Raw genomic sequence first — 22,860 nt, 5'->3', positions numbered from 1 at the left:
CCAAGCCCGCCCAACCCATTTTAGTTTCCCAAACGGGCTTTGGTGACGGCCTTGAAATAGGTGTTCACCATGGCGATGCGGACGTTGTAGGCGGCGATCAATTGCTCCAGAAGCTCTGAGGAATGGGCCACGGGCTTGTCGTCTTCGCCCATCACATCCTCTGTGCTCAGAACTGCGGCGCGCAAAAAGTCTTTGGTGCCCTGATCTGTGCTCATATCAAAGGCGTCGAGCGCATCGCTGGGCAGCATTTTGAACCGCGCCTGAAAGCTGTCCTCGCGATGCTGATCGCCATCAATGGGTGTTTGAACGTTCACGGTGTGGGTGAAGGCGTGGGATTTTGTGATCTTAAACATGGATTTATCCTGTCGTGTTTAGAGCGTTATTCTTTTGGAAAGTGGTGGCGGATTAAGTCAGCGTAAGCGTCCACTGATCATTGCCAGTAGTCGGCAAGGCCTGCGCGCGCAGCGGCCATTCGACCTTGCCACTCACGTCTTCCAAACTTTGCGGGCGCTGGATTTCGATCTTTGGCAGGGCCAGTGTGGCGATCCGTCCGGCGGTTTTGCCATGTACCAAGCTGAGCGGCAGATCATCATCCGACAGGGCAGCGGCGTAGGGATTGAATGAGGTCAGCGGCACGGCTTTGACCGTGAACTCGACCGCGTCTTCTTTTCCGGTGATGTCGACCATTTCTTCGCCGACCAAAAAGCTGGTCTCGACCGAGTTGCCAAGGTTGAGGGCCAGTTTGCGCAAGATCAACGCGGTGCCATCAAGGTCAAATGTGGTGTTGGTGTCGCTGACGACCTGCGGCTTTTTGAACGCGGTCAAAACAGGCGCATCCATCGCCAGCTCAACAGGCACAGAAAACAGCCCGGTGAACTCAAAGCGCAGGTAAGGAATGCCCTGAGCGGTGAAATCCAAAGTGCAGGTACCACGCGCACCGTGGCTGACGTATTTGGTGCCATCCAAGCCAAAATACAGCGTGGAGCTTTCATGGCCATCACTGACGGGATTATAGGTGACGGAAGTATCCACAACGATGGTTTCTGCCACGCCGCAGGCGCGCAACAGAGGCCCCCAAGCTGGGGCGGTGCCTGCCACACCTGATGGTGACAACTCGACATTAAAGGTGATTTTGGCGTGCAGCTCGGTCGGGATCGTGCCCTGTGCGCCCATGTGGGGCTGCTCAAGGTCGCGGCTCACATCATTGCCTTCCATCGGCATCCATTTGAATTCTGTGGTGAGGATGGCATTGGCAGCACCTGTTGGTGTCGGATCAACGCCATAGGTGTCTTCCAGTTTGAACAGGACGATTTTCTTGCGGTAATATTTGGTCATCTAGGCGTCCTTTACGGGCGATGTTGCATCTGGTTTTGAGGCAGGTTGCGGCGCGGATTTCACGCTTGCGGTTGGTGTCAGCGCCCCTTTTTCCAGTGTGAAACTGCCACCTGTTTGCGGAAGCGGTTGCGGCGTGGTTTTGGCCTTTGATGCCTTGGCCTTGGATGTTTGGGTCATGATGTGATCCTCAGTTGGTCTGCGATGGAGAAATCGATCTGGTAGATCAGCGTGCCAGCCGACATTGACAGGACGTGGCCGCGTTCAAGTTGGAACAGGCCCAGCTCGTCATCGGGGCACCACCCTGCGATGGCGGCAATGGTGCTCTCGATGAGCGCATCAACGGCCTCAAGAGCGCGTTCGCCCGCTTGGTCGTTGGAGCGCACAGTCAAAATGACGGCGACGGCCTCAGATGTGGGTTGGGTAAAAACGCCTGTCGCTGTCTCAGGCTTGCCGCCGCGAATGCCGGTGGGCACCACATGGGCCGCAGGCGTTTGTTGGGGCAGGGCGTTTTGCTTCAGCAAGGTTGTGAAATCGGCCACGCCTTCAACGCTGCGTAGGTCTGCGACCTGATCTTCGAGCCGCGCAATCACGTCTGCAATCACGATGCCCATCAGATAAAGCCCGTCATGTTTGCGGCGGTCATGGGGCGTTTGCGGTCTGTCAGACGTGCTCCAGAGCTTTGACCGGCTGCGGCGGGCGCGCCTTCAATCGACAGTTTGATCGTGCCTTTGGCGATGCTTTCCAAAGAGCGCAAAGCCTGTTTGTAATCGTCACCGATTTTCTCATCAGGGGTGTAGATGTGCAGTTTGTAGATCGCGATGGTCGCGGCCAATTCGGCAATCAAGGGCGGCACATCTGTGATCGGCAAAGCGTATTTGCCCACGAGATGCCCGTCGATCACGGCCTGCGTGTCAGCAAGGGCGCGATCCACGATATCGGTGTCCACCGCGTGGCCGCGTGGATCACTGCGATCCGTCAGATTGACAAGCATTTGGCTGCCAAAGCGGTCTGTGAGCTGATCTAGGTCGGTATAAGACACGGGGGGAAACCTGTTTTAGGGGGTGTTAAACGAGGGCGAATTACGCTGTTGGCACGACAGTGACAGCGAGTTCTGGATCAGCTTCGAGCGCATCCAACTGACCGTTCTTGAGGTCCGCCAATGCAATCCGTTGGGTTTGCCGAGTGAAGTGCTTGCCAATGCGCCAGCGGCCTTTGGCGGGGCCGGTGACATCGACATAGCCGCCTGATTTGGAGTGTTCCTGGTCTTCGCTAGATTGGCCTGTTGCGCTACTGTCGGCTGAGCTGGTCACACCAGTAGAGCTGGTCACATCAGTTGAGCCGATCACATCGCCCGTCGCGGCATTTTCGTTAGCCTCTGCGTTGGCCTTCTCTTGAGCGGCAATGCGGTTCTCAATCGTCTCATCCTTCCAGCCGTCGGTGAATTTAATGCCCAGCTCGGTGGCGTGGGTTTCGAGTGTCTTGCGATCTGTCATGGGGGTCTCCTGTGGGATCAATTGAACAAAGCGGTCCGGTCTTGCTGTCGTCGGCGATGTGCTGCCGGACCGCTCAATCACGTGATGTGGCACGTAATCTTGGTTATGCGAGCCAAGGCACGACCAGCACTTCGGCTGTGCCTTTCCATTGGTTGGTCTCGCCACCGGTACCCAATTCGGAATTGATCAGCTTGAGTGCGGCAGACTCGTTGCTTGGTCCAACGACCAACAAGTTTGGCGACATGCCCAATGGGCGGCCGTAGTCTGCTTTCATCGACTGCAAGGCTGTCCGAGCAGTCTCGTAATTGGCGGCGTTAAACGCTTGCTTTGACCCCCAAGCCTGTTGCCAGAACCCATAGCCCGCACCACAGCGCGACTCTGAGCCGTAGATGTAGGTTTTGTTCATGAAGACGTTTTCGTCGGTCGGCTTATCAAGTGAGACGAACTGAGCTTTTTGGCGCTCTTGGAAGATGATCGGTTTGATCACCTCGTTGGTACACATCAAGAACCACGGCGCGCCGGAGCCACCATCGGTATTGGCAACGGTGATGATCTCACCGTCTTCATCGATCACCGGATGGTCGGTGTCAAAGAAGGGCTGGCCGTCATAACAAGGCGATGTAAATCCTGCGAGCAGCGTTTCCCAAACCAGTTGTTCCGGGTGACGCCCTGTGGCGCGGCCCATGGCAGCAAAGCGCGTGCCGTAGGTGCCCAGTTTGTCGTCAAGGATATGATTGCGCGGGATGGAGATTGTCAGCTCAAAGTCTTTGTTGACGATGCGGTAGTCGTGGTCTTTGAGACCATGAATGACGCGCGCCCCAAGCCATTCGCGCATGCCGGGCAATTCGCCGAGCCAGCCATAAAGGTTCTCGCCATCGGTGGAGGGAATGGTCTCGGCCACACGGTCGCGCAGGGATGTGACCTCGCCAAAAGCAGCGTTGAATTTGAGAGAAAACCCGGTGCGCAAAGCGGCCAATGAGGTTGTTGTGATAAGCATATCTGAAATCCTTAGTTAAAGCGCAGCGCGTGTCAGGGCTTCGTTGAATTCAACCCAAACGCCTAAGTCGTCGACGTCTTCAACAATGCCAGCGGCTGAGCGCGCGCCGGTGTCATCGGTCTTGGCGACGGTCTGATCATCGACGGCAAAACAGGGCTGGCCGATGTCGGCGATGGTGATCTCGTCAGCACCTGCGGAATTGGCGTAGCGGAACCGGCCTTTTGTGAAGGTGGCGGTCGCGTCGCCTGCAGCCCCATCCGAATTGTCCACGGCAACCTCGGCGCGGCCCACGCCGATCAGGTTTGCGCCGGTGACAGCGGGCAGGATGTGGCCAGAGGCATTGCGCACGAGCATGGCCCCCGCGAAGATATTTACAGCGGCGGCAACCAGCCCCACTTGCACATCACCAGCTTTGGCCGGAGTGTTACGGCCTGCGATCAAAGCAGTCATTATAAGGCCTCCTGATTAGGGTCGGACGCCAGTGATTTGGCGAAGTCTTCATGCGACAGGCCAAGCACGTCAGCGACGTCGCGTTGTTGCGCGTTGAGAGCGATTTTGCCGTCTTTCTCTGCAGCGGGTGGCAAATCAGACATGCCAGATGGATCAAGGGCGGGCAGGGCGTTGATCAAGGCCTCTGTGCGTTCGGGGTTCTCGGCATGCATGGCGATGAACACATCGCGTTGCGGCTTTACGCCCACGCGCTTGGCTTTGATGGCCTCATCAACAAAGGCGGTGGCTTTGTCGGTGGTGTTCGAGCTTTGCAGTGCGGTGACCGTTTTGCCGAGTTCTGTGATGGTCGCCTGCAGCGCCACGAGTTCGGCTGAGCCTGTGGATTTCACTGCTTTGGCTGCAGCCAAGATGGCCGTGCTGTCGCCGCCATCCACACCAAGGGCTGTGCCAATCTCGGACATCTGCGATTGCAGGGCGGTGCTGGTGTCATCCGATTTGAGACCGTCAGCTGCGGCGAAAATATCGCCCTCGGACGCATCCGCACCGAGGCCAAGTTTCTGGGCCATCTGTTGCATGAAATTCATGTCTGTTTCCTGTTGCTGTGAGTTGAGAGAGGCCAGACCTTTAAGGTTTGGCTGATTGACCAGACTGGCGCGCAAAATGCTGAGCACGGCCTTTGTCTTTGTGTGGGTGATGACAGGGGAGATGCCGCGATAGGCATGGGTGGCAACAAGCTCGCGGCCTGCGTCGGTCCATTCAACTTTGCCCCAAATGCCATCGTCGCGCGCTTGCATCTCGGTGATCCAGCCACGCGCAGGTGAGGCCCCACCTTGGGGCGCTGCTAAGTCGATGGCATGGTTTTCGTCAACGGCGAGACGGCTGTCATTGGCGAATGAGGCGTCGATAATCGCCTGCGCATCAGTGATGTGATACGGCCCGCGCTTGTCGCCGGTTTCAACCTGTTCGCCACCGGGCAAAAGATGGATCCACTCAGGCGCAGCGCCAGCCTGTGCAGGCGCGATGGTCTGGGCTGCCATAAGGGCGGTTATGTGATTTGGTGTGTTCATGATGGGCTTAAATTGCCCGATAAAAACCCATAAAAAATCCCGCCAAGGGGGGCGGGGTATTGGGTTAGATCACGATGTTAGGGTGGCGTATTTTGGGCGGTTGGTTAGCCCATATGTGAATAAGCTGCATCTTTGATAAAAATACTCGCTTGGTGTTCAAGCTCTAAAGGCAACAAATGGTAATTTATTTTATCGCAAACGTTGATTTTGAAACTACATCAGGCGCTAAAATTCGTCGATTGGATCAAAAAAGTCTAGGTATGCTCTTATTTTCCATCCTTTGGATGTAACTTGAATTGTCTTGCGCCGTTTGTCGGTGTCATCGATTGCTGAGCGTAGCAATCCCGTCGCTTCCAATGATTTGATATGCGGTCTCATCGCGCTAGGGGTCTCAAAGCCAAAACTCATACAATCGCTTGGAGAAAATACTTCGAATTGACAGGCTGTTTCGAAAACTTCCATAGCTCTAGGTCGTATTTCCGTTTGTACGGCAGTATATGTATTTGTTAGTTCTTCTTCCAACCACTGTTCAAAGTGTGTTTCATCTTTGAAATCTTCGATGTCTTCGCTGTTATCGGCAAACCAAATACAAAACTCGTCGGCCTCATTTAAGACGCTACGAATATTTCCTCTCATGATATCGAATAATTCTATGAAATTTGATTGGGTCAACGGCAACTTTGCTGTCAAACGGGTTCGAAAGTTTTTGACTCTATTTTGGTATATCTCTGCAGCAAAATCGTCACTGAGATCTTCAACTGAAATAGGCTTGTGTAAGCGTCCTTCCAGTCGTGGTGAGCCTAGAATACCATGCACGATACCTAATGAACCACATAGCACCCATCGTATTCCTTGGATGGCAAATACGGTATCACGAAGTTCTTCTACAACTTTTCGAGCATGATCTGAGGTTTGAAGTAACTCCAAATTGTCTAAGGTGCAAACTACACCACCCGATGTTGAGGTTGGGAAAAGTTCTAATAACCAACTACGAACAGTTTTTTCAAACCCACTATGCTCATATCCAAAGCCAGTATTCGTTTCTTGTCCAAACCCAGCAGATAGTGCCGCGATTCCAGCTGAAATCTGGGATATTTGTGGGCTGTTTAAGAAGCGTTTCAACGCAGTCTGTTCCATGGGTTTGGTCATCCCTGGAGCTGCCCTAAGCGATCCATGGCAATTCAAAAGAGATTGGGCGACTGCAAGTAGAACCTTTTGTTTGAAATCTTCAGGGTCAGTTGCTCCAGTTATTTGAAATTGGGTGTCGCATGGAATATAAAGTGGTCCAATGTTAGTGTTCGCCGTTTCAGAAAAACGCTTATATAATAGGACATTAACTAAGCTTGTCTTACCAACTCCATTCAGACCTTCAACGGTGGCAATTTTGGTAGAGCTATCCAGTCTTTGAGAAAGCTTCTTTAATTCCTTTTCACGACCAACTAAGAGGCGGACACCAGTTTTGTTGGCCGGAAGCGCTAAGGTCTCAAAAGGGTTTTGCTTAAATCCCCATTCTTGATATACATTCATGTTTTCAACCCATTTACCAATTTCTGAATAACACATGTAAGGATTGTGGTATGCAAGCTATAATTGATTTAGGCATAAAGCCTCCTTTAGCGTACCATTTCAGCGCATCATCGAACAATTATTTTTGCCAACCACTCTTCAATCGTCTCATGTATCTTTGTGCGGTCTTCATCCGACACGCCCAGGAACGCGCGGGCGGGGATGTTGCCCCATGGTGCGCCGCTGCCGAGCGAGCCTTTGGCGGCCCCGAACTGCATAACGGCGGCTTGGATGGCGTTTGATCCGACTTCCATCCAGTCCGGTCCCGAATTATGCGCGATGCCTTTGCGCATGCGGCGCGATTGATTGAGCGGCGCGCCGTATTTCAGGCCAAGCTTGCCGTAGCGTGCAATCGTGGTGGCAGAACGCGCGGCAAAGGGTTTGTCGTCAACATCAACGCCTGCCTCAATTCGATCCTGCGTCGAGGCGACCATCAACTGCCCAATTTCGTCCATCGGCTCAGACATGTCGCCCAAAGCGGCGGCAACGCGGGCCAGCCCTGTTGTGATGGTGTCTTCGGTGATCTCAACGCGCATCAATCGACTCCCTTGCCCTTGGCCGCATTTACAAGCGCTGCGCGTTGATCCTCAGGCAAGGACTTCAAAAACGCCTCGGCCAACTCAGGCGGCCAGTTGCCAACTTTACCCGACAGCGCGTTGATCAAATCCGAAACACTTGCACCGGGGGCATAGTCCCAACCCTTGCCAACGCCTGCTGGAGCGCCGGTCTTGGGGAGGGGCGCGGCCCAGTTTGTGCCAAGCTGGACTTCGGGCTTACCGCCAACGCGACGCGCACCGGCCTCAGAGCGCGCGCCAAAGACGCGACACGAACAGCCCCAATCATTTGGCGGGAAATGCGAGCGCCAAAACGGATGATCGGACGGCAGGATCAAACCATCCCAAGCCAAGTGCTGCGGGCGTGGATCATAGGAACCGCCGTGACGATAGACCCAGAACGGATAATTGCCCGTAATGAGCTGCGCGTGGCGACCGGCCATATAAGTGGTCTGCAGATTGGTGTCGTAGATCACCCGCATGCGCCATTCTTCGCCGCGCTTGGTGCCTTCGCCGGTCCAGCCATGCCAACCATGGCGCTGCACTGTGTTGCGGAAATCTTGCTTGAAGGTCTCGAACGTGGTGCCCTCGGCGATGGCCTTTTCGACGGCAGCGGCCAAATCAGCCAAAAGATCGGCTTTCGTTGCGCCAGCCACCATAAATGCGCGATCATGCTGTGCCGCTATAAGGTCATCCCAAGCAAACGTTGGCACGAGCTGCAACAAGCGCAGACGAAACGCCGTCAACTGCGCCGAGAACGGCTGGCGAAACACATTGGCGAGGGTGTCAGGCATCGCGGCTTTCCTCTTCAACGGCCAAATGGCCCCCGGCAAAGCTTGAGGTCAGCGCTTGCGCCATCATCGCCTCAAACCCGCTGGTGTCGATCTCGCCAAATCCAGCCAGCATCATGGCGCGGAACTCTTCGAGCGAATTTGCCTCGACCATCATCGCTTCAATCTGACCCATCATGGCCGTGATTTGAGGCCGCGCTGTGTTTTGCAATTGATCAGCGAGAACGCCTAAATCGTCCACTGCAGAAAAATCGCCCTGTGAGGCCTGCAAAGCCTGTTGGGCGGTCTGTGTACCCTGTTCGGGCTTAGGGTATTTAATGGGTTCTAAAAACCGTTTAATTTTTGAAGTCTGTTTGCCACCATCGCCCGCATTTGCAGGTGCATCGCCATTTGGGGAGATTTGCCCCAAGATCTCGTCTGTGGCTTTGGGTTTTTCATATCCGAACTTGGCATAGAGCTGTTCTGTTTTCAAAGGCAGGCCGATCTTGAACAGATTGCCGACGATTTCGGATTCAGTTTTGAGATCTTCTTGCTCAGGGCGTGCAATCACCAGCGTTGGGTAGGCCTCTTGTGGGCCAAATTCCAAATCCATCCACGGGCGGATCAAATCGCGGTTGAGAATGGCCGCCAAAGTGCCCGCATCGGCGCGCTCGATGTCTTCTTGCACCTGACGATGTTCTTTGCCGGACCCAAGCCCGCCGACAACGGCATCGGTCGTGCCGGTCTGGCCAAGCACAGCTTTCGAGATTTGCTGATCAAGATGCTCAACGCGGTTGAGATAGAGATCACTCGACGCATTGGCGCTTTTAGCTTCGACAAAATCGATGGTCATGCTGTCAGGAATGATGGCGGCGCAATCGCCTGCAATATTTGCAACAGCATCAAACAGGGTGTTCTTGTCCGCTTCAGATGCGCCTTCACCCCATTTGCCAACCCGCAAAGGCTGGCCATAGGTCTGCGTAAAGATCGCCCAATCACGTTCGGTGTATTTCTTGAACAAGTAGCCCCATGTTGCGGCGCGGGCCAAACCAGAGCGAATGGGCAGGCCGGATTTGGCTTTCACCTGTGCAAAGATGAACTTGAACGCATCAAGGGGCTTTTCTTGGCCATAATCATCCAATTGCATCGGTGTTTTGAAATCATGACGGTTGAACCGGAACCAGCGCGGGTCGCGGTATTCCAATTTGTCAGGCCGCCATTGCCCCATCGAGCTGTCCCACAAGATTTCTGTGAAGCTGTATCCCTTGCCGACAGCGTCCAGAATATCGAACAGCTCTTCGATCAATTCCCCGCGTTCCAGCCATTCTTGCACCATTTCCGCTTTTTTGACGTCCTCAGGCTTATCTGAGGCCGCTTTGACGGTGATCGGGATTTGGCTGACAGAGCGTTTGCGGGTGCCGATGACGCCAAGATAATGCATGTCGCGCTCCTCGATGATCTCAGCCAGCTCCAAGAACTGCACGGGATCACCTTGATCGGCGGCGCGCAAAATACTGGCCAGCCGCACGGGGTCCAACCCATCGGCGGGATAGCCCGACACAGGACTGCGCACCCCGCCGATGGTTGCGGCTGAGACCTCTTTGGTCAGCACATTGCGCTGAATAGGGCGACCAAAGCGATCTAGGAGTTGTGGTCGTTTCATGTTCGCATCCTGTTCGGTGTTAAATGGCCATTAATCATCAAATTCCGCCCCGAATGCGCGCCCCAAGCGGGCCGTCGAATTGGCCACGCTGTCGGCGGTCGTCATCGTGGTTCGGGCGCATGTTCAAGCGACCATCGGAGTGGTTGGTGGAGTGATTGTTGGATTGGTGCGGCGCGGTTCTGTGCGGCACAGGGCGATATCCGTATTCAGACCAGCGCATCCGCGTGGCAAAATGCGCCAAGGCAAGCCCGATGGCGAAGTCACCATGGCGCTTTTTGCCAGTCTCGCCTTCGCGCACAGTGGGAACGCGCGGAATGCCACGCAGCAGTTTGACCACGCGCAGGTCAGACGTGTGGTCATCGCTTTTGATCAATTGCAGCGATCCGTCCTCGAAAGCGGATTTCAGCGGCGGCATATTGATCCGGTACCAGTCCTCTGTGAACTTGATCGCCCAAACCAAACCTGAACCGTCTTCGGTCTCGCGCAGGCCAAACTTGCGGCCCATGTCTTCGGCCACGGTCCAGCCCATGCCGGTGGCATCAAAGGCAGCACCGACCAAACGGGTCCGCAGGTGTTCCATGACCATGCCAACGGCCTTTTTCTGCTCGTCGCCGGGCACGCCGCGCATTTCCAAACACAGCATCTCGGAGCGGTTCATGTTCGGCTCAATAGCCAAGACAGGCAGCACGGACAGATCGGCGACGCGGGCAAAGTCAAACCCAAGTGCATAGCGCAGGTCCATGTCGAGCTTGCCCAGCTCTTCTTCGATCTGCTCATAAAACGGAGCCATCAAGATGTTTTGGTCCAGCTTTGAGCGCTGCAGATAGTCTTTGGGCAAGTCGAGCGTGATGACAGGCTTATCAATCGTCATCCGCGCTTCGATCAGTGGTGCGGCCAGCCACGATCCGGTGGACAGGCTGGGCACACAAAACAGCTCTTGATCGGCACTGTCGCCATAGAAATTGATGATGTCTTGTCGCCAAGAGGCTTCGGCCTCAACCGACCACTCAAGGCCTTTGATCAGGCAGATGCGCTCATAGAGCCCATCGGTGATGGCTTGATCCAGATCGATGCGCACATGGTGACCGGGCTTTCGCTCGGCCAATATGTCTTGGATGTTGGTGTTAAAGGTGTTGTCGACACCAAAATGGGTGGAACAGACAACAACCTGACCGCCCCACATCAAGAAGGCCATGGCCGCCTCGATGAGCGTGTCGAGATTGTCCACGAACGCGGCCTCGTCGATGATCACGACGCCTTGCTTACCGCGCAAGCCGCGCGGGGCAGAGCTGAGCGCCATGATTTCAAAACCGGAGGCAAAGCGAATGCGGAAGGCTTGAATGGCTTTGTCGCCCTCATGGTCGCCTTCTTCAAACAGGCATTCTTCTTCAGCCATCGCCGCAGATGAGAAGGCGCGCGCCCACATGGCGCAGGCATCGACAAACTCACGCGTCATCTCTTTGCTGTAGGAGATGTACATCACATCCATGCCGCCTGCGCCTTTTTGGCGACCGGCGCGGTGGACGGCATAGGCCGCAAGACCCCACGTGAGACCAATACGGCGTGACTTTTCAACAAATAGCACTTGCGTGCCAACTGAGTTGAGCAAGCCAACGACGCCTTGCTGATAGGGCAGCAAGGCTTTGGTTTGACCGACTTGGGCAATGACATCTGGAATGGCGTCCATCGCCTCAAGACGCATGGCCTCCCATTCGGCTTGGGTCATGACAGTACCGTCAGGCATCACGCGTCTCCAAGCTTATGGATGGCGGCGCTCATAGTTTGACGCCCAAGAATTCTTCTAGGATCGCGTCGCTGGTTTCCTTTGTCAGGCCGCGCGCTTTTGCGACGGCTTCAACAGCCTTGCCCGCTTTGGCTTCAAATTCCTCGACCTGCTGGCGGCGCGCTGTGGACATGGATTGTGCTTGCACGGACTGACGAAAGGCAGATGCCATATGCATCACATCTTTGGCGTCTGCGTCGTCGGCATCTGTATCGGCGAGCATGTGGAAGATCAGAGACTTTAGCGTCTCGGCAGCCATGATCGTCAGGTCATCACTGTCTTTGGCATCAAAACCATCTGACAGGGCCGACACAATCTGGCGGGTTTCATCCATACGGCGGGTCATTTTGGCTTGGCGCATGGAATAGCGATTGAATGAGGAAAAGCTGGGAATATCAAACTCCAGCTCGCCGCGATGCGCGGCCATCAACTCTTCGCAGCGCTGAACAAATTCAGCGTAGATGTCGGTTTGGGTCTTTTCGCGATCCGACAACTCAGATGCGGCCCATGTGATGATGGGATCGCACTCATCTGGCATTTGATCGATCAACGACAGACGACCGCGACCTTTGGAGCCTTTGGGTTTGCTTGCTTTGGCCATATCAGGCACCGGGCCGTGTGGGGCGCTGAACGCCTTCAATGGTGATCTGGCGCGTCAAATGGCGATGACCTGTTTGGGCCAGTTCTGCCACTTTGACCGAGCCAATGCTTTTGACAACGATTGCCCCCATGTCTTCGAGATAATCCAGCTCGCCATGGACCCAAGCGCGGTCTTTGCTGATGCCAAAACGTGCCAGTTCATGGACCATGAGATCACTGTTGAGACGTTCATCGTTTTGGCTGAGCAGAGCCTTTAGAATGATCAAGCGCGCTTGTTCGCGCATCAATTGTGCCATGCTGGTGGTCATTTTTGCGCTCCGTTTTCCAGTTGAAATTCTTGCAGGCGTGTGGCGATGGCACCGATGGGCTTTAAACGCTCGTCGAGTTTGCCGATGTCGCCCTCGATCCGCGTCATGGCCAAAGCCAATTGATGGATGTCTTTGCTGGTTGGCAGGGCGCTGATGGTGGTTTCTGCGGTCTGCATGCGAGCACCGAGATTGGCCACCGCGCGCTCAACCGTTTCGAGTTTCTTGGTTTGATCTGTACTGGCGGCCTCAACCACATCGATGCGAACATCCATGGCGGCCATGCTGGCCAAAACCGCTTTGCTGACTTCGGTTGCCACGGCCTTCATGCTTTTGCGTATCCAAATCACCAAACCTGCGGCGGTGGTCACCAAAAGGACGGCAAACCCAAAAATGGAATTCGCTTGGGATATGAGGTCGACCAATGTCATGCGTACGTCTTTCTATGGATTTTGTAGTGAAGCGATGCCCATGAATGTGAGCCTCGCTGTCTGTGTTTAGGCGGCGTTTAACCTTGGGTGCGCGAGGACGTGAATGTCTCACCAGCCAGTGATGTGGCTTGCGCCGCCACCTCGCGCAGCTTGGCCTCGGCAATAGATTGCAGAACCCCCGTTGATGGATTGAGCGCTGAAATCGCGTCCGGCACACTTTGGGTTGCGTGGTGAATGGCGGATGTGATGGCTGCGGTTCGATCATCGCCCCGTTCAAGGGCAGCGCGAATGCCTGACATCAAAGCAGAATGCAGCGCGTCGCGATGCGTGGCTTCGATCTCAATGCCCCAGCGCGCTTTGGCGATGCCCGCACCTTGGATCAAAAGCACTCCAAGTAAAGCGGAAATGCCCTGCAAAATGAGGGGCAGAAACTGTGCGAAGACTTGGTCGAGTAGAGCGTTCATGGTGAACCTTTCTAATGAGTTGAGATGATGGTGGGGGCGGCGTAGCTGGCGACAATCCAGCCCTCGGTGCCGTCATAGAAAACGCAGTGCCAATCGCGGCCTGCGAATGCGCCTGTGCGCAAGACAGGCACCACGGTGCCGTCAGGAATGGCGGTCAAAATGTTGTTCTCAAAAGAAGGCCAGCGGCGCATGTTGAGCGCACCGCCACGTGTATCGATTTCGACCATGTCATTGGTGTTTGGCTGTGAGGCCTCATCGGCAACTGTGTCTGCCGGATCAATCGGGCCAAGGATGCGCGCGCGCACATCTTCAAGCGGAAACAGCGGATTGGTGTCGATTTTGCGACCGGGGCTGACATACCAATGTGTGGTGATGTCTTTGAGGGTTTTGATGTCGCGAAATAGCACTTCTAACAGTGAGATCAGCGCGTCCATTTGCGCTTGGGCATATGGCATCCAAACGCCATCGCCATGCGCGTCTGTGGTCATTTCCACCAGATTGAACAGGCTAAAGTCGAATTTCTTGCCAAACCAAGTGACGCCGTATTTGCCAGCCTTGGTCATGCGCCCCGGATTGACCAACTCAATGCCAATGGAAAAGCCGTTGCACCACTCGCGCCCTTGAAAGCTGGACTTTCCAGCATGGTTGGCTTTGCGATTTGTAGCCACGCTTTGCGTGATGGTGCCGTCAACCTCGATCACGAAATGCACGCTGGCGCGTGCGACATTCTCAGAGGCGAGATAGGTGGCGGAGTTGCCTTTGTCTAAACGTCCAGCGGTGTCGTGCAAGATCACAATCTCAGGGGTGATTTCCCCGCCGGTGAAATATGCTGGCAAGAACGCCGCATTGGTCAGTAGGTGGTTTTGAATGTTCATGGATAGCCCCAAATGATGTGGGGCGCTGCCCCATGTTTGAGGCTAAAATGAACGTGAACAGCGCATAAAAAATCCCGCCAAGGGGGGCGGGGTATTGGGTGGCATGTTACAATTGAGTTAGATCAATCGTGGCTGACGATCATCGAACGGTCTTTGGCGCTCTTCAGATGTCGGCGCGTATTCACCTTTGAGATACCGCCGCACTGTTTTGTCCTGCACACGCATTCTGCGAGCAATATCTGCACGAGACAAGCCCTGCGCGTCAAGCACTTGTGCAATCCAACGCTTTTGCAACGGAATGCGGGTTGGCAAGCGCGCTGCTGCCACGCCAAGCTGTTTCGCTTTGTCGTGGCCAACATGTTGCGAGAGCTTAGACGTTTCTCTTGGGGATTTGGAGAACGCCAATTCAGCACCACCAAAGGCCAGCAAAAAGTCAACGGTCCCGTCCACGCCCAACACCTCAACAAAAGGCGCAATCTGCACAGGTGTTTTGATGATAGGCATTTGGCTCATTGCGTTTGCACCCCATGGCGCTTGCACATGGATTTGAGCGCGCGGATCACGGCATTGATCTGGCTTGCATCAGTGAGCGCATCGATATCGATGGGCACGGATTGCCATTTGTCGCCAAATTGAGCGCGCACAAAGGCATTCAAACCGCCGCGATCAGGGCGGTCCAACACGCCCGCGTCGCCGAGTAATTTCCACAGCACATGGACCAGGCGCAAATCAGCGCGCGGGGCGGGTTTAAATTTGCCTTTTTTGCTGCCTTTAAACCCCGTTTTAAACCCGCGCTCTTTGAGGGCATCCACGACCTTTTGCAGATCCGCGTCTGTCATGTCAGACATCGATGCCTTGCCGGTTGCCACAAGTTGCAGATCACGGCGCGTGTCGCTGTCGATGCCAAGTTCTCGGCAGCCGACATGGATGGTTTGCTGGAGTTTACGGTTTGCCATTATTGGTTTCCTTCACGGCTTTAGGTCTCAGATCAAAGCCAATAGGTCGGTTTGCATATGGGAGCGGCTTTCCATCAGCTCCCAAAAGTGACGAATGGGAGCGTCGGCCTGCTTCGTGGACCTGATCTGCAAAAATACCGCCACCTTCACCCCAAGGGTCGTGGATCGTAATAGCCATGGAGTGCTTGAGTTTGCAGTCCGCCATTGGATTACGCTTTCGCCAGATCAATAGTGATGGCGCGCCATGGCCCGTCGAATGCGTCACGCTCATAGCAGCGCACATAAGTGGTCGAGCCAACCACCCGCATCGCATCACGAATAGCTTGCATGGCCTGTTCCCAACGCGCATCGGTGATGTCCAAACGCAAGAGCATGAACACCTCAGAGCGGTTGATCTGCCCCGCTTTGTCGGTGTTGAAGGCCCGCGTCACCAGCGCTTGGATTTCTGGACGGCTGTCAGCGGACCATTCATTAAGGCATTCATCGACCAGCTCTTTTGCAATCTGCAATTGCGGGCCGAAGTCGATGTGATCGGCGACTTGGATTTGCACCTTGAACAAGCCGTCATGGGACATGAAGGTTTTGTTGCCTTTGGAGCCACCTTTTGTGCGGCCATACTTTTCTGCCAAGAGGCCTTCGAGAGTTGAAAGGTCTTCGAATGTGTGGCCTTTGAACCGCGCCACCTGACCACTCAAGGCACTGGCGAAGTCGATGATCTTGCGCACGGTTTGATCTTCTAGTTTGGTCTCAGGTTTGATCAGCGCAACAGGGACCAGCTTGCCCTTTGCATCGGCCATATAATCTTGACCATTTACGACAGTGATGCCGTCTGAAACGCTTTGATGGTCGATTGGGTTCGGTGTCATTTTGTCTCTCCGGCATAGGGAATGGGGGTCATGCCAAGGCACACAAGTGTCAGCGCCATGGCTTCGATTTCGTCATAGGTGAGCTGCTCGGATCCACGGCGACCGCGCGAGTCGATCTTGCCGACGGCTTTCGCTGCGAGGTCCAGCATTTCGTCTTCGGTAAATCGGTTTGGGCTGTGCAGGCTCATTTGCTGACACCTTCTGGCCCGTGTTTTTGACTGCGCGGACATATGCGACAGGCGCGAAACATGCGTGATTTATGCGGCGATGATGGGTTGGGTTCTTTGCCTGCGTTGCGCCATGCAAGGCATTGGTCTGCCGTGATCTTGCCAAGGGCAGGGCAGTTCACACCGGACATGAAAAAATCACGCACGTTCTTTTCAATCTTGTCCATGTCGCCGGTGTAGGTGTTGTTCAACACAAGGCTGATCACAGCGCTGCTGTACCCCATTTGCTTGGCGACCTTGTTTTGAGACGTGGCATCACAGGCCGCCACCAAGGCCGCCATCCAATCTGGCAGCTCACCGCACCATGCGTCTTCGGATTTTCTAAAGCGCGTGCTCATAGTTGCGCCCCGTCGACATGCGCAACCGTGCCGTTGTTGCCGTCAATGATGACTTGTTTGTGCTTCACCTGAGGCGGCAGTGGACCAGTGTCATTGATCAGCTTGTAGCGCGCAGGTCTCACGCCGATTTTGGCTGTTTGAACCACACGCAAGTATTCTGCTTTCAACAGTTTCTGGCAGTAAAGTGTCACGACCTTCTCTGTGATGTCTGGATGGCGCTGCAGGATGGCTCGGTGAACCTCAATGGGGGTGAAATCTCTAAGGACACGCATGCTGGCCCACATACCGCCCTGTGGGGATTGGCGCTTTTCGGTGTCATTTCTGCGCAGGGCCTCAGTGTCATGCACTGTGAAAAGATCATGAATGCCCTGCTTGCCGCATTTGTGCAGAACCTTGAGGCGTTTGAGTTTCGCGACAAAGTTCGTGCGCCTGTAATCCGTCACATCGACCGCGCCTTTGATGTCTGCGTGTGTCACGGACGTCTTTGAGACAATGTAATCCCACATCAATTTTTCGATGTCGTCTTTGGGTGTGAAATTTGGCTGTGACATGGTTATGCGACCCTCCGAGACCGTGGTGCTTCATTGCGTAAAAACGGCGCGCCGCCCCATTGATCGAGTGACATGGTGGCAAGGCTCATCAGCTGGCTTTGCTGTGCGACATAGGCGAAATCCATCGCCATTTTGCGCACGACACCGTCATTGCGGGTGCGAATATGATCGAGCAAATCTGCGCTGATCTCGACGCTGGGGGCATAGTGATCGGCCAGCATCTGGGCGTCTTGCATGTCAGCGCGCTCAGCGCCGACCCAGCGATAAATGCGGTTGTCGACCTGTTCCCATTGGCGCAGTTTTTGCGGCAGCTCTTCCATGCCGACCAAGATGATCGGAATGCCCGCCTTGTCATGGATGTCGCGCACCCGTTCAATCATTGGCGAGGCGCGTTTTTTGATCAGGTAATCGGCCTCATCCAAGATCAGCAGGCGGTTGGCGCGCATCAGCTCCTGTTTACACTGATAGGATTTCTCGGCGACGGTACCTTTGGCGCGCACGCCCAGCTCGGCCAAGATTGCAAAATACAGCATGCTGGCGGTCCAGTCGGATTCAACTGAGATGTGGATGGCATCCAAGCTGGCGCAGACAGAGGCGCTGGCAAAACTCTTGCCCAAGCCTGATGGCCCGTGAAACACACCCAAGCCGGGCAAACCAAAGGTGCGGTCAATCAACTCTGTGGCCAGCAGGGTCAAAGCCGCGACATTGCGCAGGGGCTTGATGCTGTTTCCGGTGGTCAATGCATGTGTCATGTTATGTTCCTTGTGGTCTCAAATCGTTATCTCAGTGCGGCTACCTGATGCCGCTGGCTCCATGTGTTTTGAACATCAGCAACTGGCCTTTGTATTCTGAGCTTTGCCTGTATCCGTTGAGCCATTTCGCCTCCTCCTCGCCGATGGGCTTGCCTGCCTCGGAGCGTTCCAAAATCTCTTGCGCGCGACGAAAGCGATCACCGGGTGTTGAGCCGATTGGGGCATCTTTTGCGGCAGTGCGCGCGGGCATGTTTAAAATCATGGCCTCGCGAGCCGCCTCGACCTCTGGGTTTTTCGTCACATCAATCTTGCGGGGCGGGCGCTGTAGTTTGGCGGGCTGTTTACCAAACATGGGGCTGACCACTTTGGCGCTGACAGTTTTCATCGGCGCTGGGGCGGCTTGATCCAGTGCATCGCCCATGTCGTCCGTTGAAATAGGGGCATGTGCCTTGATCAGTGCTTTCTCAGCTTTCTTGATGCGTGAGTTGCGTTTCGCTGTTTTGCGCGCACCTGAAAGATCAAAGAAACCAACCTTTTGGCGGCATTCAGCAAAGCCAAGATATTCGCCTTCAGGGCTGTAAATGTAGACGCCACTGTGCAGATCATCTGCATCAAAGCGTGCAACGATCTGACGACTGGGGTGCTCTGACATCCAATCGCTGTGATAGTGGTTGCCTTGGAATTTCAGCTCGCCATTGGCTTTGTTGAGCTTGCCGTTGTGCTGGTACATCAGCCAAAGGCGGCGCTGCTCTTCGGTTGCCTTTTGAATGGGGGCGCGGGCATAGCTCTCGGCAAACGTGTCATCAAAGGACCGTCCCAAAGCTGTGGCCGACAAGCGCCCTTCGCGGGCATTATGTTCTTCAACCCGTTCAGCCAAAACCTGCAAGAATGTCTCAGCCGGAATGGCGCGATCCCCATAGTTTTCTGGCTTGGCTGTTGGTTTGTTGCCAACATATGCCCCTGCAAACCGCACGTCTTTTGCGATAGAGCTGGCAAAGTCGCGAAACCCACGCTCAATTGGTTTGGCTTGGCCGTGGGCGGGCGTCGCGAAAGTGACATCAATGCCAAGCAGAGGCAAAACACCAAGCGGGTCGTCTTCGCGAATTTTGCCGCGAAAGCGGTGTTTCGCGCCGCCTGTCATCCATTTGTTGGCAAATTCACGCCCGTTATCAAACAGGCAGCGGCGTGGAATGCCCCAGTTTTCTATCAGCTCACCAAAGGCGGCCATGACCATGACTTTGTTGGGATCGTGATCGACGCGCCAAGACAGCATTTTGTTTGAATAGAGGTCTTGAAAGGCAATGATTTGCGGGCGATTTATCGTCCCGTCCGGCCATTCCACAAAGACGTCGATCTTGTGACAATCGGCGTTGACCGCTTCCAGCGCGTGCATGCTGCTACGGTCCCGAATTTGCGCGGGAAAGCAACGCATCAGCCCTGTCAGGCCTTCGCGTGCAAAGACGGTAGTGACGCGAGGCACGTCTTTTTCAATCCGGCGGATCGCTGTGCGTTCATGGACCGTGGTCCAGCCTTTGGATTTGGCCACACGCACAGCATCACGGTAGCAATCTTTAAATGTTGGTGCCTCTAAGCGCAGATAAAGACTGGTTAAAAACTCCATGAAAGGACGGGTTTCTGTGCTTGATGTTGCCTTGCGCGCAACCAACCGATGACGCGGTGCCAGATAGGCTAAGCGGTCTTCATCTGCGACACCTTCAATCATTTTGAACCAATTGTAGATCGAGCGCGGCGAGGCCTTAGCCGTCTGCGCAGCTATCGCATCAACGGCGGCGACCTGCGTGGTGCCGATGGATACCAATTCTTCGACCTGCTGAATGATCTGCAACCGACGCTTGGCCTCGTCTTTGGTTTTTTGGGGCAAGCCGTCAAAGGCAGCCCATGCGGCACCGCGCTCTGGTTTGGCATCTGGTGCGGTCTCTGTGCGCGCCAAAAGCGCCTTGCGGGCCTCAAGTGGCAGCACCGACCAGTGATATTGCCAACCGCCACCGCGTCCTGCTTTGCGTTGCGCGCAACCCGGCTGTTCCCGCCAAGCGGCGGCCAGCAAATTGATGCCTTGGCGCGTGCCGGGCAAGGTCGGCAGTTTGGAGGCTGCCAACTCGTCTGCAGACCACCAAATTTTGGATGGCTCAACGCGGCTCATGCGGATGTCCCCGCTCTCATAAATGGTACGATTTCTGCGGCGGGTGCGGCTTCATCACCAAGCGCGTCCAGCAGATCGCGCAGCACTTCGGCGTTATCCGCCACAAAGGCGCGGCGGGCAGCCATCGGCGCGCGGGCAAAGGCGTCTTGCAAGGCGCGCAGTTTTTTGTCCGCATCGCTGATCAGCGCATCGCCGGGCTTGGCGTTGATCTGTTTGCGCGCATCCGTGGCGGATTTGGCGGTGCCAGCAGCCAACCGTGTGACAACATCGCTGCGCTCTGTAGTCTCGCCGATCTTGGAAATCTCGGTCAGGTCTTTGAGCGTCACTTGCTTGGGTGCAGCGCGCAGTTGGGTGATGTCATCAGAGGTAAGTATCGATCCAGCTGCGATCACGCGGCGGATATGGCGTTCTGTGAGATTGAATTTTTCTGCTGTCGATGTGGCGAAGGACATGATGTCCGCCGCCAGTTTTCCGGTGTGTTGGTTGCCCTTGAAAGCATCCGCTTTCGTCTCAGGATGTAACCGTTCATAGACTGCCTTGCGGGTCGCCAAAAACACCGCCGTGTCCAGCGCATTCATTTCAGCGCCCGCAAGGTTGTCGTCGATCTCCATCAACAGCGCCCAGTCGTCCGTCACATTGGTCCAGACTTTGGCTTCTATGTCATCCCAGCCCAGACGTTTTGCAGCTTCTATCCGGTGGCAGCCAGCAATCAAATGCAATGTGCCATCGTGCTTTTTGCGCACATGAATGGCGTCTTTCATCACACCCGTCTCATTGATCGATGCGATCAGGCTGTCCACGCCAGCCTCAACAATAGGGCGCAAGCGGTTGTCGGTTTTGACGTCACTGATCACAACGCGGTCCATCTGCATTAGGGTTGCTTTGCTCATGGTCAGACCCTCCGTGCGCTGCGGGTTGCATGTGGGGTTGCGAAATCGCCCAGATAGTCACGTTGGCCGCGACAGTTCGGGCAAAGGCGGTTGTGGATGCCTTCCGATTCAAAAACCTCAGAGCATGACATGCAGGGACGCGGGCCGCGTTTGGCGACTTTGTCGTCCTCACGTTGCAGCTTGTTGCGCAATTGATCTGCCTCGGCGCGAAACCGGATCAACCGGCTGGCATGGCCACCGTCGGGATCAACGACAACATAGCCACCGAGAATTTGTTTCACCGTGTAGCGATGTGAAAATTTGCTGTTTTGAAGGGTCATTTAAACACCTCGTTAATCAGGGGGAAAAGCCACGTTGCGGCACCCATAAGTCCAAACAGGCACAGGCAGCCGAGTAGGTCGCCGACAAAGCTGTTTTCAATGCGGGCATTGAGCGCTTTGAGCCTATTCCAAGTTGAGCGGAGGTTGGTTTTGGGGAGTGAGGACCGTGCAAAATACATCACGCAGCCTCTTCTTTGGATGTTTTGGGGCGGGGGATGTCAGCGGGCCATTCGAGATCGGCGGGCCAGTTGGTGTGAAAAAATGCCAGCACCTTGGCGGCAGTTGCCGTCCTGCAATCGCCGCCATCCATTAATTTTTTGAAAAAATCGCCCTTACCGAGGGCGCGCATCGAAACTGCGAAGTGGGTCACACTTTGGTGGACAGCCAGTGTTTCGGCGAGGGTTATGAGTGTTGTTTTCTGATCCATGACTTAAGTTAGCCTGTACTAGCTTATGCAGTCAAGCCTGTACAGGCTAGCTATTGTCGAATTAGCCAATACAGGCTAATTGAAGTAATGGACCCGATTCTAGAAACCATTGATAAAGCTCTTGCAGTCAAGGGACTTTCTGATGCCGCAGCTTCAAAGCTTGCGGTGGGACATCCGTCTTTGATTAAGAACTTGCGAATGCCTAGGCAGGGTGAAAAAAGGTACAATTTGCCTGCATTGATGAAGCTTGCAGGCGTATTGGATTTAGAATTTTACTTTGGACCGCCACGTGAAACGGGTGATGTCTCTCAACCGCCCGCCGCTGACCCTGAAGAATTCGCAAACATTCCACTACACGAGGCGAGCCTTGCCGCTGGGGCAGGGGCCGCGAATGGTGCAGAGCCTGTCGTGGATTACCTATCGTTCCGTCGCGACTGGCTGCGCCGCATCGGCACAGCCCCCGCAAGCGCCGTCTTGGCGCGGGTCTCAGGTGACAGCATGGAGCCAACGATTTGGGCGGGTGACATGGTGCTCGTCGACAGATCGAAAACAGTCGTGCCGGTGCGAACCAGCAGCTCCAAAAAAGGCCGCAGCGCGATCTACGCCGTGCTGGATGACGGCCACGCCCGCGTCAAACGGATCGAACGCCCAAGCGAAGACCAAATCCTGCTGCTCTCCGACAACCCCGACTACACACCCGAATTCGCCAACCCCAAAACGCTTTCCATCATCGGTAAAGTGATGTGGTGGGGGCATACGAATAGGGATTAGTTCGAGGCTAAATTGGTATCTATAATGTGTCGCGAACGGCCCAGAGCTGCCGTTGACGCACAGCGCAGAAAATGGCAACTTTGAGCCCAAAGTGTCTCTAGGTAACTTCCGTAGCAATCGCTATCGCCAACCAAATTGGATACGCAATAAATGCTGCCAAGCATAGTTTCTTTGAACCCACATAGTACTCAGCAGAAATGACAATAAGGGAGCAAAGCGCCCAGATGACTGTGATGACAAAAGGAAAC

The 22,860-nt window shown here is 54.9% G+C and carries 31 protein-coding genes; 1 reads left to right on the top strand and 30 read right to left on the bottom strand.

Going from position 1 to position 22,860, the window contains the following annotated elements:
- Positions 1–20: 20 nt before the first annotated feature.
- The 30 genes from KO497_RS09135 to KO497_RS08990 all read right to left on the bottom strand — a co-directional run bounded on the left by KO497_RS09135 (position 21) and on the right by KO497_RS08990 (position 21,841).
- Positions 21–353 carry a hypothetical protein gene (locus KO497_RS09135; RefSeq protein WP_215943663.1) on the bottom strand — a complete coding sequence of 111 codons (333 nt, stop codon included), beginning with the start codon at positions 351–353 and terminating at the stop codon, positions 21–23.
- A gap of 52 nt (positions 354–405) precedes the next feature.
- On the bottom strand, positions 406–1,335 hold the full coding sequence (locus KO497_RS09130) for a phage tail tube protein (RefSeq protein ID WP_215943662.1): 930 nt from the start codon (positions 1,333–1,335) through the stop codon (positions 406–408).
- Positions 1,336–1,512: a hypothetical protein gene (locus tag KO497_RS09125; protein ID WP_215943661.1), complete on the bottom strand. Its 177-nt coding sequence runs from the start codon at positions 1,510–1,512 to the stop codon at positions 1,336–1,338.
- Positions 1,509–1,946, bottom strand: coding sequence for a phage tail terminator protein (locus KO497_RS09120; RefSeq protein WP_215943660.1), 438 nt, complete (start codon positions 1,944–1,946; stop codon positions 1,509–1,511). Before KO497_RS09120 ends, KO497_RS09125 begins: the two co-directional genes overlap by 4 nt.
- The gene (locus KO497_RS09115; RefSeq protein ID WP_215943659.1) at positions 1,946–2,374 is read right to left on the bottom strand and encodes a gp436 family protein; all 429 of its coding nucleotides are present in this window, start codon (positions 2,372–2,374) and stop codon (positions 1,946–1,948) included. The genes KO497_RS09120 and KO497_RS09115 overlap by 1 nt, the downstream gene beginning before the upstream one ends.
- 40 nt (positions 2,375–2,414) lie before the next feature.
- Entirely contained in the window at positions 2,415–2,828 is a 414-nt protein-coding gene (locus tag KO497_RS09110; RefSeq protein WP_215943658.1) for a hypothetical protein, read from the bottom strand.
- Between the two features lie 103 nt (positions 2,829–2,931).
- Positions 2,932–3,825 carry a Mu-like prophage major head subunit gpT family protein gene (locus KO497_RS09105; protein ID WP_215943657.1) on the bottom strand — a complete coding sequence of 298 codons (894 nt, stop codon included), beginning with the start codon at positions 3,823–3,825 and terminating at the stop codon, positions 2,932–2,934.
- Positions 3,826–3,840: 15 nt separating this feature from the next.
- Entirely contained in the window at positions 3,841–4,275 is a 435-nt protein-coding gene (locus KO497_RS09100; RefSeq protein WP_215943656.1) for a hypothetical protein, read from the bottom strand.
- Complete coding sequence (locus KO497_RS09095) at positions 4,275–5,342, bottom strand: phage protease (protein ID WP_215943655.1); 1,068 nt, start codon at positions 5,340–5,342, stop codon at positions 4,275–4,277. The genes KO497_RS09100 and KO497_RS09095 overlap by 1 nt, the downstream gene beginning before the upstream one ends.
- 225 nt (positions 5,343–5,567) lie before the next feature.
- Positions 5,568–6,869, bottom strand: a complete 1,302-nt coding sequence (locus KO497_RS09090; RefSeq protein ID WP_215943654.1) for a hypothetical protein — start codon at positions 6,867–6,869, stop codon at positions 5,568–5,570.
- 107 nt (positions 6,870–6,976) lie between these two features.
- Complete coding sequence (locus KO497_RS09085; RefSeq protein WP_215943653.1) at positions 6,977–7,444, bottom strand: phage virion morphogenesis protein; 468 nt, start codon at positions 7,442–7,444, stop codon at positions 6,977–6,979.
- The gene (locus tag KO497_RS09080; RefSeq protein ID WP_215943652.1) at positions 7,444–8,256 is read right to left on the bottom strand and encodes a phage head morphogenesis protein; all 813 of its coding nucleotides are present in this window, start codon (positions 8,254–8,256) and stop codon (positions 7,444–7,446) included. Before KO497_RS09080 ends, KO497_RS09085 begins: the two co-directional genes overlap by 1 nt.
- Positions 8,249–9,895 carry a DUF935 domain-containing protein gene (locus KO497_RS09075; RefSeq protein WP_215943651.1) on the bottom strand — a complete coding sequence of 549 codons (1,647 nt, stop codon included), beginning with the start codon at positions 9,893–9,895 and terminating at the stop codon, positions 8,249–8,251. The genes KO497_RS09080 and KO497_RS09075 overlap by 8 nt, the downstream gene beginning before the upstream one ends.
- 37 nt (positions 9,896–9,932) lie before the next feature.
- Positions 9,933–11,639: a hypothetical protein gene (locus KO497_RS09070; RefSeq protein ID WP_252729593.1), complete on the bottom strand. Its 1,707-nt coding sequence runs from the start codon at positions 11,637–11,639 to the stop codon at positions 9,933–9,935.
- Between the two features lie 31 nt (positions 11,640–11,670).
- The gene (locus KO497_RS09065) at positions 11,671–12,279 is read right to left on the bottom strand and encodes a DUF3486 family protein (protein ID WP_215943650.1); all 609 of its coding nucleotides are present in this window, start codon (positions 12,277–12,279) and stop codon (positions 11,671–11,673) included.
- 1 nt (position 12,280) lies between these two features.
- A complete protein-coding gene (locus KO497_RS09060; RefSeq protein WP_252729592.1) occupies positions 12,281–12,586 on the bottom strand; it encodes a VpaChn25_0724 family phage protein in 306 nt (101 codons plus the stop codon).
- The gene (locus tag KO497_RS09055) at positions 12,583–13,014 is read right to left on the bottom strand and encodes a DUF2730 family protein (RefSeq protein ID WP_215943649.1); all 432 of its coding nucleotides are present in this window, start codon (positions 13,012–13,014) and stop codon (positions 12,583–12,585) included. Before KO497_RS09055 ends, KO497_RS09060 begins: the two co-directional genes overlap by 4 nt.
- Positions 13,015–13,091: 77 nt before the next feature.
- Complete coding sequence (locus KO497_RS09050) at positions 13,092–13,478, bottom strand: hypothetical protein (protein ID WP_215943648.1); 387 nt, start codon at positions 13,476–13,478, stop codon at positions 13,092–13,094.
- Positions 13,479–13,489: 11 nt separating this feature from the next.
- On the bottom strand, positions 13,490–14,353 hold the full coding sequence (locus KO497_RS09045) for an N-acetylmuramoyl-L-alanine amidase (RefSeq protein WP_215943647.1): 864 nt from the start codon (positions 14,351–14,353) through the stop codon (positions 13,490–13,492).
- Positions 14,354–14,470: 117 nt separating this feature from the next.
- Positions 14,471–14,866, bottom strand: a complete 396-nt coding sequence (locus KO497_RS09040) for a helix-turn-helix domain-containing protein (protein WP_252729591.1) — start codon at positions 14,864–14,866, stop codon at positions 14,471–14,473.
- Entirely contained in the window at positions 14,863–15,309 is a 447-nt protein-coding gene (locus KO497_RS09035) for a regulatory protein GemA (protein WP_215943646.1), read from the bottom strand. The genes KO497_RS09040 and KO497_RS09035 overlap by 4 nt, the downstream gene beginning before the upstream one ends.
- 209 nt (positions 15,310–15,518) lie before the next feature.
- Positions 15,519–16,175 (bottom strand): DUF3164 family protein, encoded by a 657-nt coding sequence (locus KO497_RS09030; RefSeq protein ID WP_215943645.1) that lies wholly within the window; start codon positions 16,173–16,175, stop codon positions 15,519–15,521.
- Positions 16,172–16,363: a hypothetical protein gene (locus tag KO497_RS09025; RefSeq protein WP_215943644.1), complete on the bottom strand. Its 192-nt coding sequence runs from the start codon at positions 16,361–16,363 to the stop codon at positions 16,172–16,174. Before KO497_RS09025 ends, KO497_RS09030 begins: the two co-directional genes overlap by 4 nt.
- Entirely contained in the window at positions 16,360–16,740 is a 381-nt protein-coding gene (locus KO497_RS09020) for a hypothetical protein (RefSeq protein WP_215943643.1), read from the bottom strand. Before KO497_RS09020 ends, KO497_RS09025 begins: the two co-directional genes overlap by 4 nt.
- Positions 16,737–17,291 carry a hypothetical protein gene (locus KO497_RS09015; RefSeq protein ID WP_215943642.1) on the bottom strand — a complete coding sequence of 185 codons (555 nt, stop codon included), beginning with the start codon at positions 17,289–17,291 and terminating at the stop codon, positions 16,737–16,739. Before KO497_RS09015 ends, KO497_RS09020 begins: the two co-directional genes overlap by 4 nt.
- A 2-nt stretch (positions 17,292–17,293) precedes the next feature.
- Entirely contained in the window at positions 17,294–18,043 is a 750-nt protein-coding gene (locus KO497_RS09010) for an AAA family ATPase (protein ID WP_215943641.1), read from the bottom strand.
- A gap of 40 nt (positions 18,044–18,083) precedes the next feature.
- Entirely contained in the window at positions 18,084–20,204 is a 2,121-nt protein-coding gene (locus KO497_RS09005; protein WP_215943640.1) for a transposase domain-containing protein, read from the bottom strand.
- Positions 20,201–21,094 (bottom strand): ParB/RepB/Spo0J family partition protein, encoded by an 894-nt coding sequence (locus KO497_RS09000; RefSeq protein WP_215943639.1) that lies wholly within the window; start codon positions 21,092–21,094, stop codon positions 20,201–20,203. The genes KO497_RS09005 and KO497_RS09000 overlap by 4 nt, the downstream gene beginning before the upstream one ends.
- 2 nt (positions 21,095–21,096) lie before the next feature.
- Positions 21,097–21,414 (bottom strand): hypothetical protein, encoded by a 318-nt coding sequence (locus KO497_RS08995; RefSeq protein WP_215943638.1) that lies wholly within the window; start codon positions 21,412–21,414, stop codon positions 21,097–21,099.
- A 178-nt stretch (positions 21,415–21,592) separates the two neighbouring features.
- Entirely contained in the window at positions 21,593–21,841 is a 249-nt protein-coding gene (locus KO497_RS08990) for a hypothetical protein (protein ID WP_215943637.1), read from the bottom strand.
- Between the two features lie 87 nt (positions 21,842–21,928).
- Here KO497_RS08990 and KO497_RS08985 point away from each other — a divergent pair, with 87 nt between their 5' ends.
- On the top strand, positions 21,929–22,612 hold the full coding sequence (locus KO497_RS08985; RefSeq protein ID WP_215943636.1) for a S24 family peptidase: 684 nt from the start codon (positions 21,929–21,931) through the stop codon (positions 22,610–22,612).
- The last annotated feature ends 248 nt before the right edge of the window (positions 22,613–22,860 follow it).

This window comes from Pacificibacter marinus (genome assembly GCF_018860665.1).
Taxonomy (GTDB): Bacteria; Pseudomonadota; Alphaproteobacteria; order Rhodobacterales; family Rhodobacteraceae; genus Celeribacter; species Celeribacter marinus_A.
The sequence above is the reverse complement of the archived record's forward strand: the minus strand, read 5'-3'. Positions and strand labels throughout refer to the sequence as shown.

Excerpts from the sequence above, each read along its gene's own strand:
- KO497_RS09065 (WP_215943650.1), bottom strand. The coding sequence starts at position 12,279 with ATGGCCAAAGCAAGCAAACCCAAAGGCTCCAAAGGTCGCGGTCGTCTG.
- KO497_RS09105 (WP_215943657.1), bottom strand. The coding sequence starts at position 3,825 with ATGCTTATCACAACAACCTCATTGGCCGCTTTGCGCACCGGGTTTTCT.
- KO497_RS09120 (WP_215943660.1), bottom strand. The coding sequence starts at position 1,946 with ATGGGCATCGTGATTGCAGACGTGATTGCGCGGCTCGAAGATCAGGTC.
- KO497_RS09010 (WP_215943641.1), bottom strand. The coding sequence starts at position 18,043 with ATGACACATGCATTGACCACCGGAAACAGCATCAAGCCCCTGCGCAAT.
- KO497_RS09095 (WP_215943655.1), bottom strand. The coding sequence starts at position 5,342 with ATGAACACACCAAATCACATAACCGCCCTTATGGCAGCCCAGACCATC.
- KO497_RS09125 (WP_215943661.1), bottom strand. The coding sequence starts at position 1,512 with ATGACCCAAACATCCAAGGCCAAGGCATCAAAGGCCAAAACCACGCCG.
- KO497_RS09045 (WP_215943647.1), bottom strand. The coding sequence starts at position 14,353 with ATGAACATTCAAAACCACCTACTGACCAATGCGGCGTTCTTGCCAGCA.
- KO497_RS09080 (WP_215943652.1), bottom strand. The coding sequence starts at position 8,256 with ATGCCTGACACCCTCGCCAATGTGTTTCGCCAGCCGTTCTCGGCGCAG.
- KO497_RS09025 (WP_215943644.1), bottom strand. The coding sequence starts at position 16,363 with ATGAGCCTGCACAGCCCAAACCGATTTACCGAAGACGAAATGCTGGAC.
- KO497_RS09030 (WP_215943645.1), bottom strand. The coding sequence starts at position 16,175 with ATGACACCGAACCCAATCGACCATCAAAGCGTTTCAGACGGCATCACT.
- KO497_RS09090 (WP_215943654.1), bottom strand. The coding sequence starts at position 6,869 with ATGAATGTATATCAAGAATGGGGATTTAAGCAAAACCCTTTTGAGACC.
- KO497_RS09075 (WP_215943651.1), bottom strand. The coding sequence starts at position 9,895 with ATGAAACGACCACAACTCCTAGATCGCTTTGGTCGCCCTATTCAGCGC.
- KO497_RS09020 (WP_215943643.1), bottom strand. The coding sequence starts at position 16,740 with ATGAGCACGCGCTTTAGAAAATCCGAAGACGCATGGTGCGGTGAGCTG.
- KO497_RS08985 (WP_215943636.1), top strand. The coding sequence starts at position 21,929 with ATGGACCCGATTCTAGAAACCATTGATAAAGCTCTTGCAGTCAAGGGA.
- KO497_RS09130 (WP_215943662.1), bottom strand. The coding sequence starts at position 1,335 with ATGACCAAATATTACCGCAAGAAAATCGTCCTGTTCAAACTGGAAGAC.
- KO497_RS09110 (WP_215943658.1), bottom strand. The coding sequence starts at position 2,828 with ATGACAGATCGCAAGACACTCGAAACCCACGCCACCGAGCTGGGCATT.
- KO497_RS09135 (WP_215943663.1), bottom strand. The coding sequence starts at position 353 with ATGTTTAAGATCACAAAATCCCACGCCTTCACCCACACCGTGAACGTT.
- KO497_RS09000 (WP_215943639.1), bottom strand. The coding sequence starts at position 21,094 with ATGAGCAAAGCAACCCTAATGCAGATGGACCGCGTTGTGATCAGTGAC.
- KO497_RS09040 (WP_252729591.1), bottom strand. The coding sequence starts at position 14,866 with ATGAGCCAAATGCCTATCATCAAAACACCTGTGCAGATTGCGCCTTTT.
- KO497_RS09100 (WP_215943656.1), bottom strand. The coding sequence starts at position 4,275 with ATGACTGCTTTGATCGCAGGCCGTAACACTCCGGCCAAAGCTGGTGAT.
- KO497_RS08995 (WP_215943638.1), bottom strand. The coding sequence starts at position 21,414 with ATGACCCTTCAAAACAGCAAATTTTCACATCGCTACACGGTGAAACAA.
- KO497_RS08990 (WP_215943637.1), bottom strand. The coding sequence starts at position 21,841 with ATGGATCAGAAAACAACACTCATAACCCTCGCCGAAACACTGGCTGTC.
- KO497_RS09070 (WP_252729593.1), bottom strand. The coding sequence starts at position 11,639 with ATGCCTGACGGTACTGTCATGACCCAAGCCGAATGGGAGGCCATGCGT.
- KO497_RS09055 (WP_215943649.1), bottom strand. The coding sequence starts at position 13,014 with ATGACATTGGTCGACCTCATATCCCAAGCGAATTCCATTTTTGGGTTT.
- KO497_RS09060 (WP_252729592.1), bottom strand. The coding sequence starts at position 12,586 with ATGACCACCAGCATGGCACAATTGATGCGCGAACAAGCGCGCTTGATC.
- KO497_RS09085 (WP_215943653.1), bottom strand. The coding sequence starts at position 7,444 with ATGCGCGTTGAGATCACCGAAGACACCATCACAACAGGGCTGGCCCGC.
- KO497_RS09005 (WP_215943640.1), bottom strand. The coding sequence starts at position 20,204 with ATGAGCCGCGTTGAGCCATCCAAAATTTGGTGGTCTGCAGACGAGTTG.
- KO497_RS09050 (WP_215943648.1), bottom strand. The coding sequence starts at position 13,478 with ATGAACGCTCTACTCGACCAAGTCTTCGCACAGTTTCTGCCCCTCATT.
- KO497_RS09035 (WP_215943646.1), bottom strand. The coding sequence starts at position 15,309 with ATGGCAAACCGTAAACTCCAGCAAACCATCCATGTCGGCTGCCGAGAA.
- KO497_RS09015 (WP_215943642.1), bottom strand. The coding sequence starts at position 17,291 with ATGTCACAGCCAAATTTCACACCCAAAGACGACATCGAAAAATTGATG.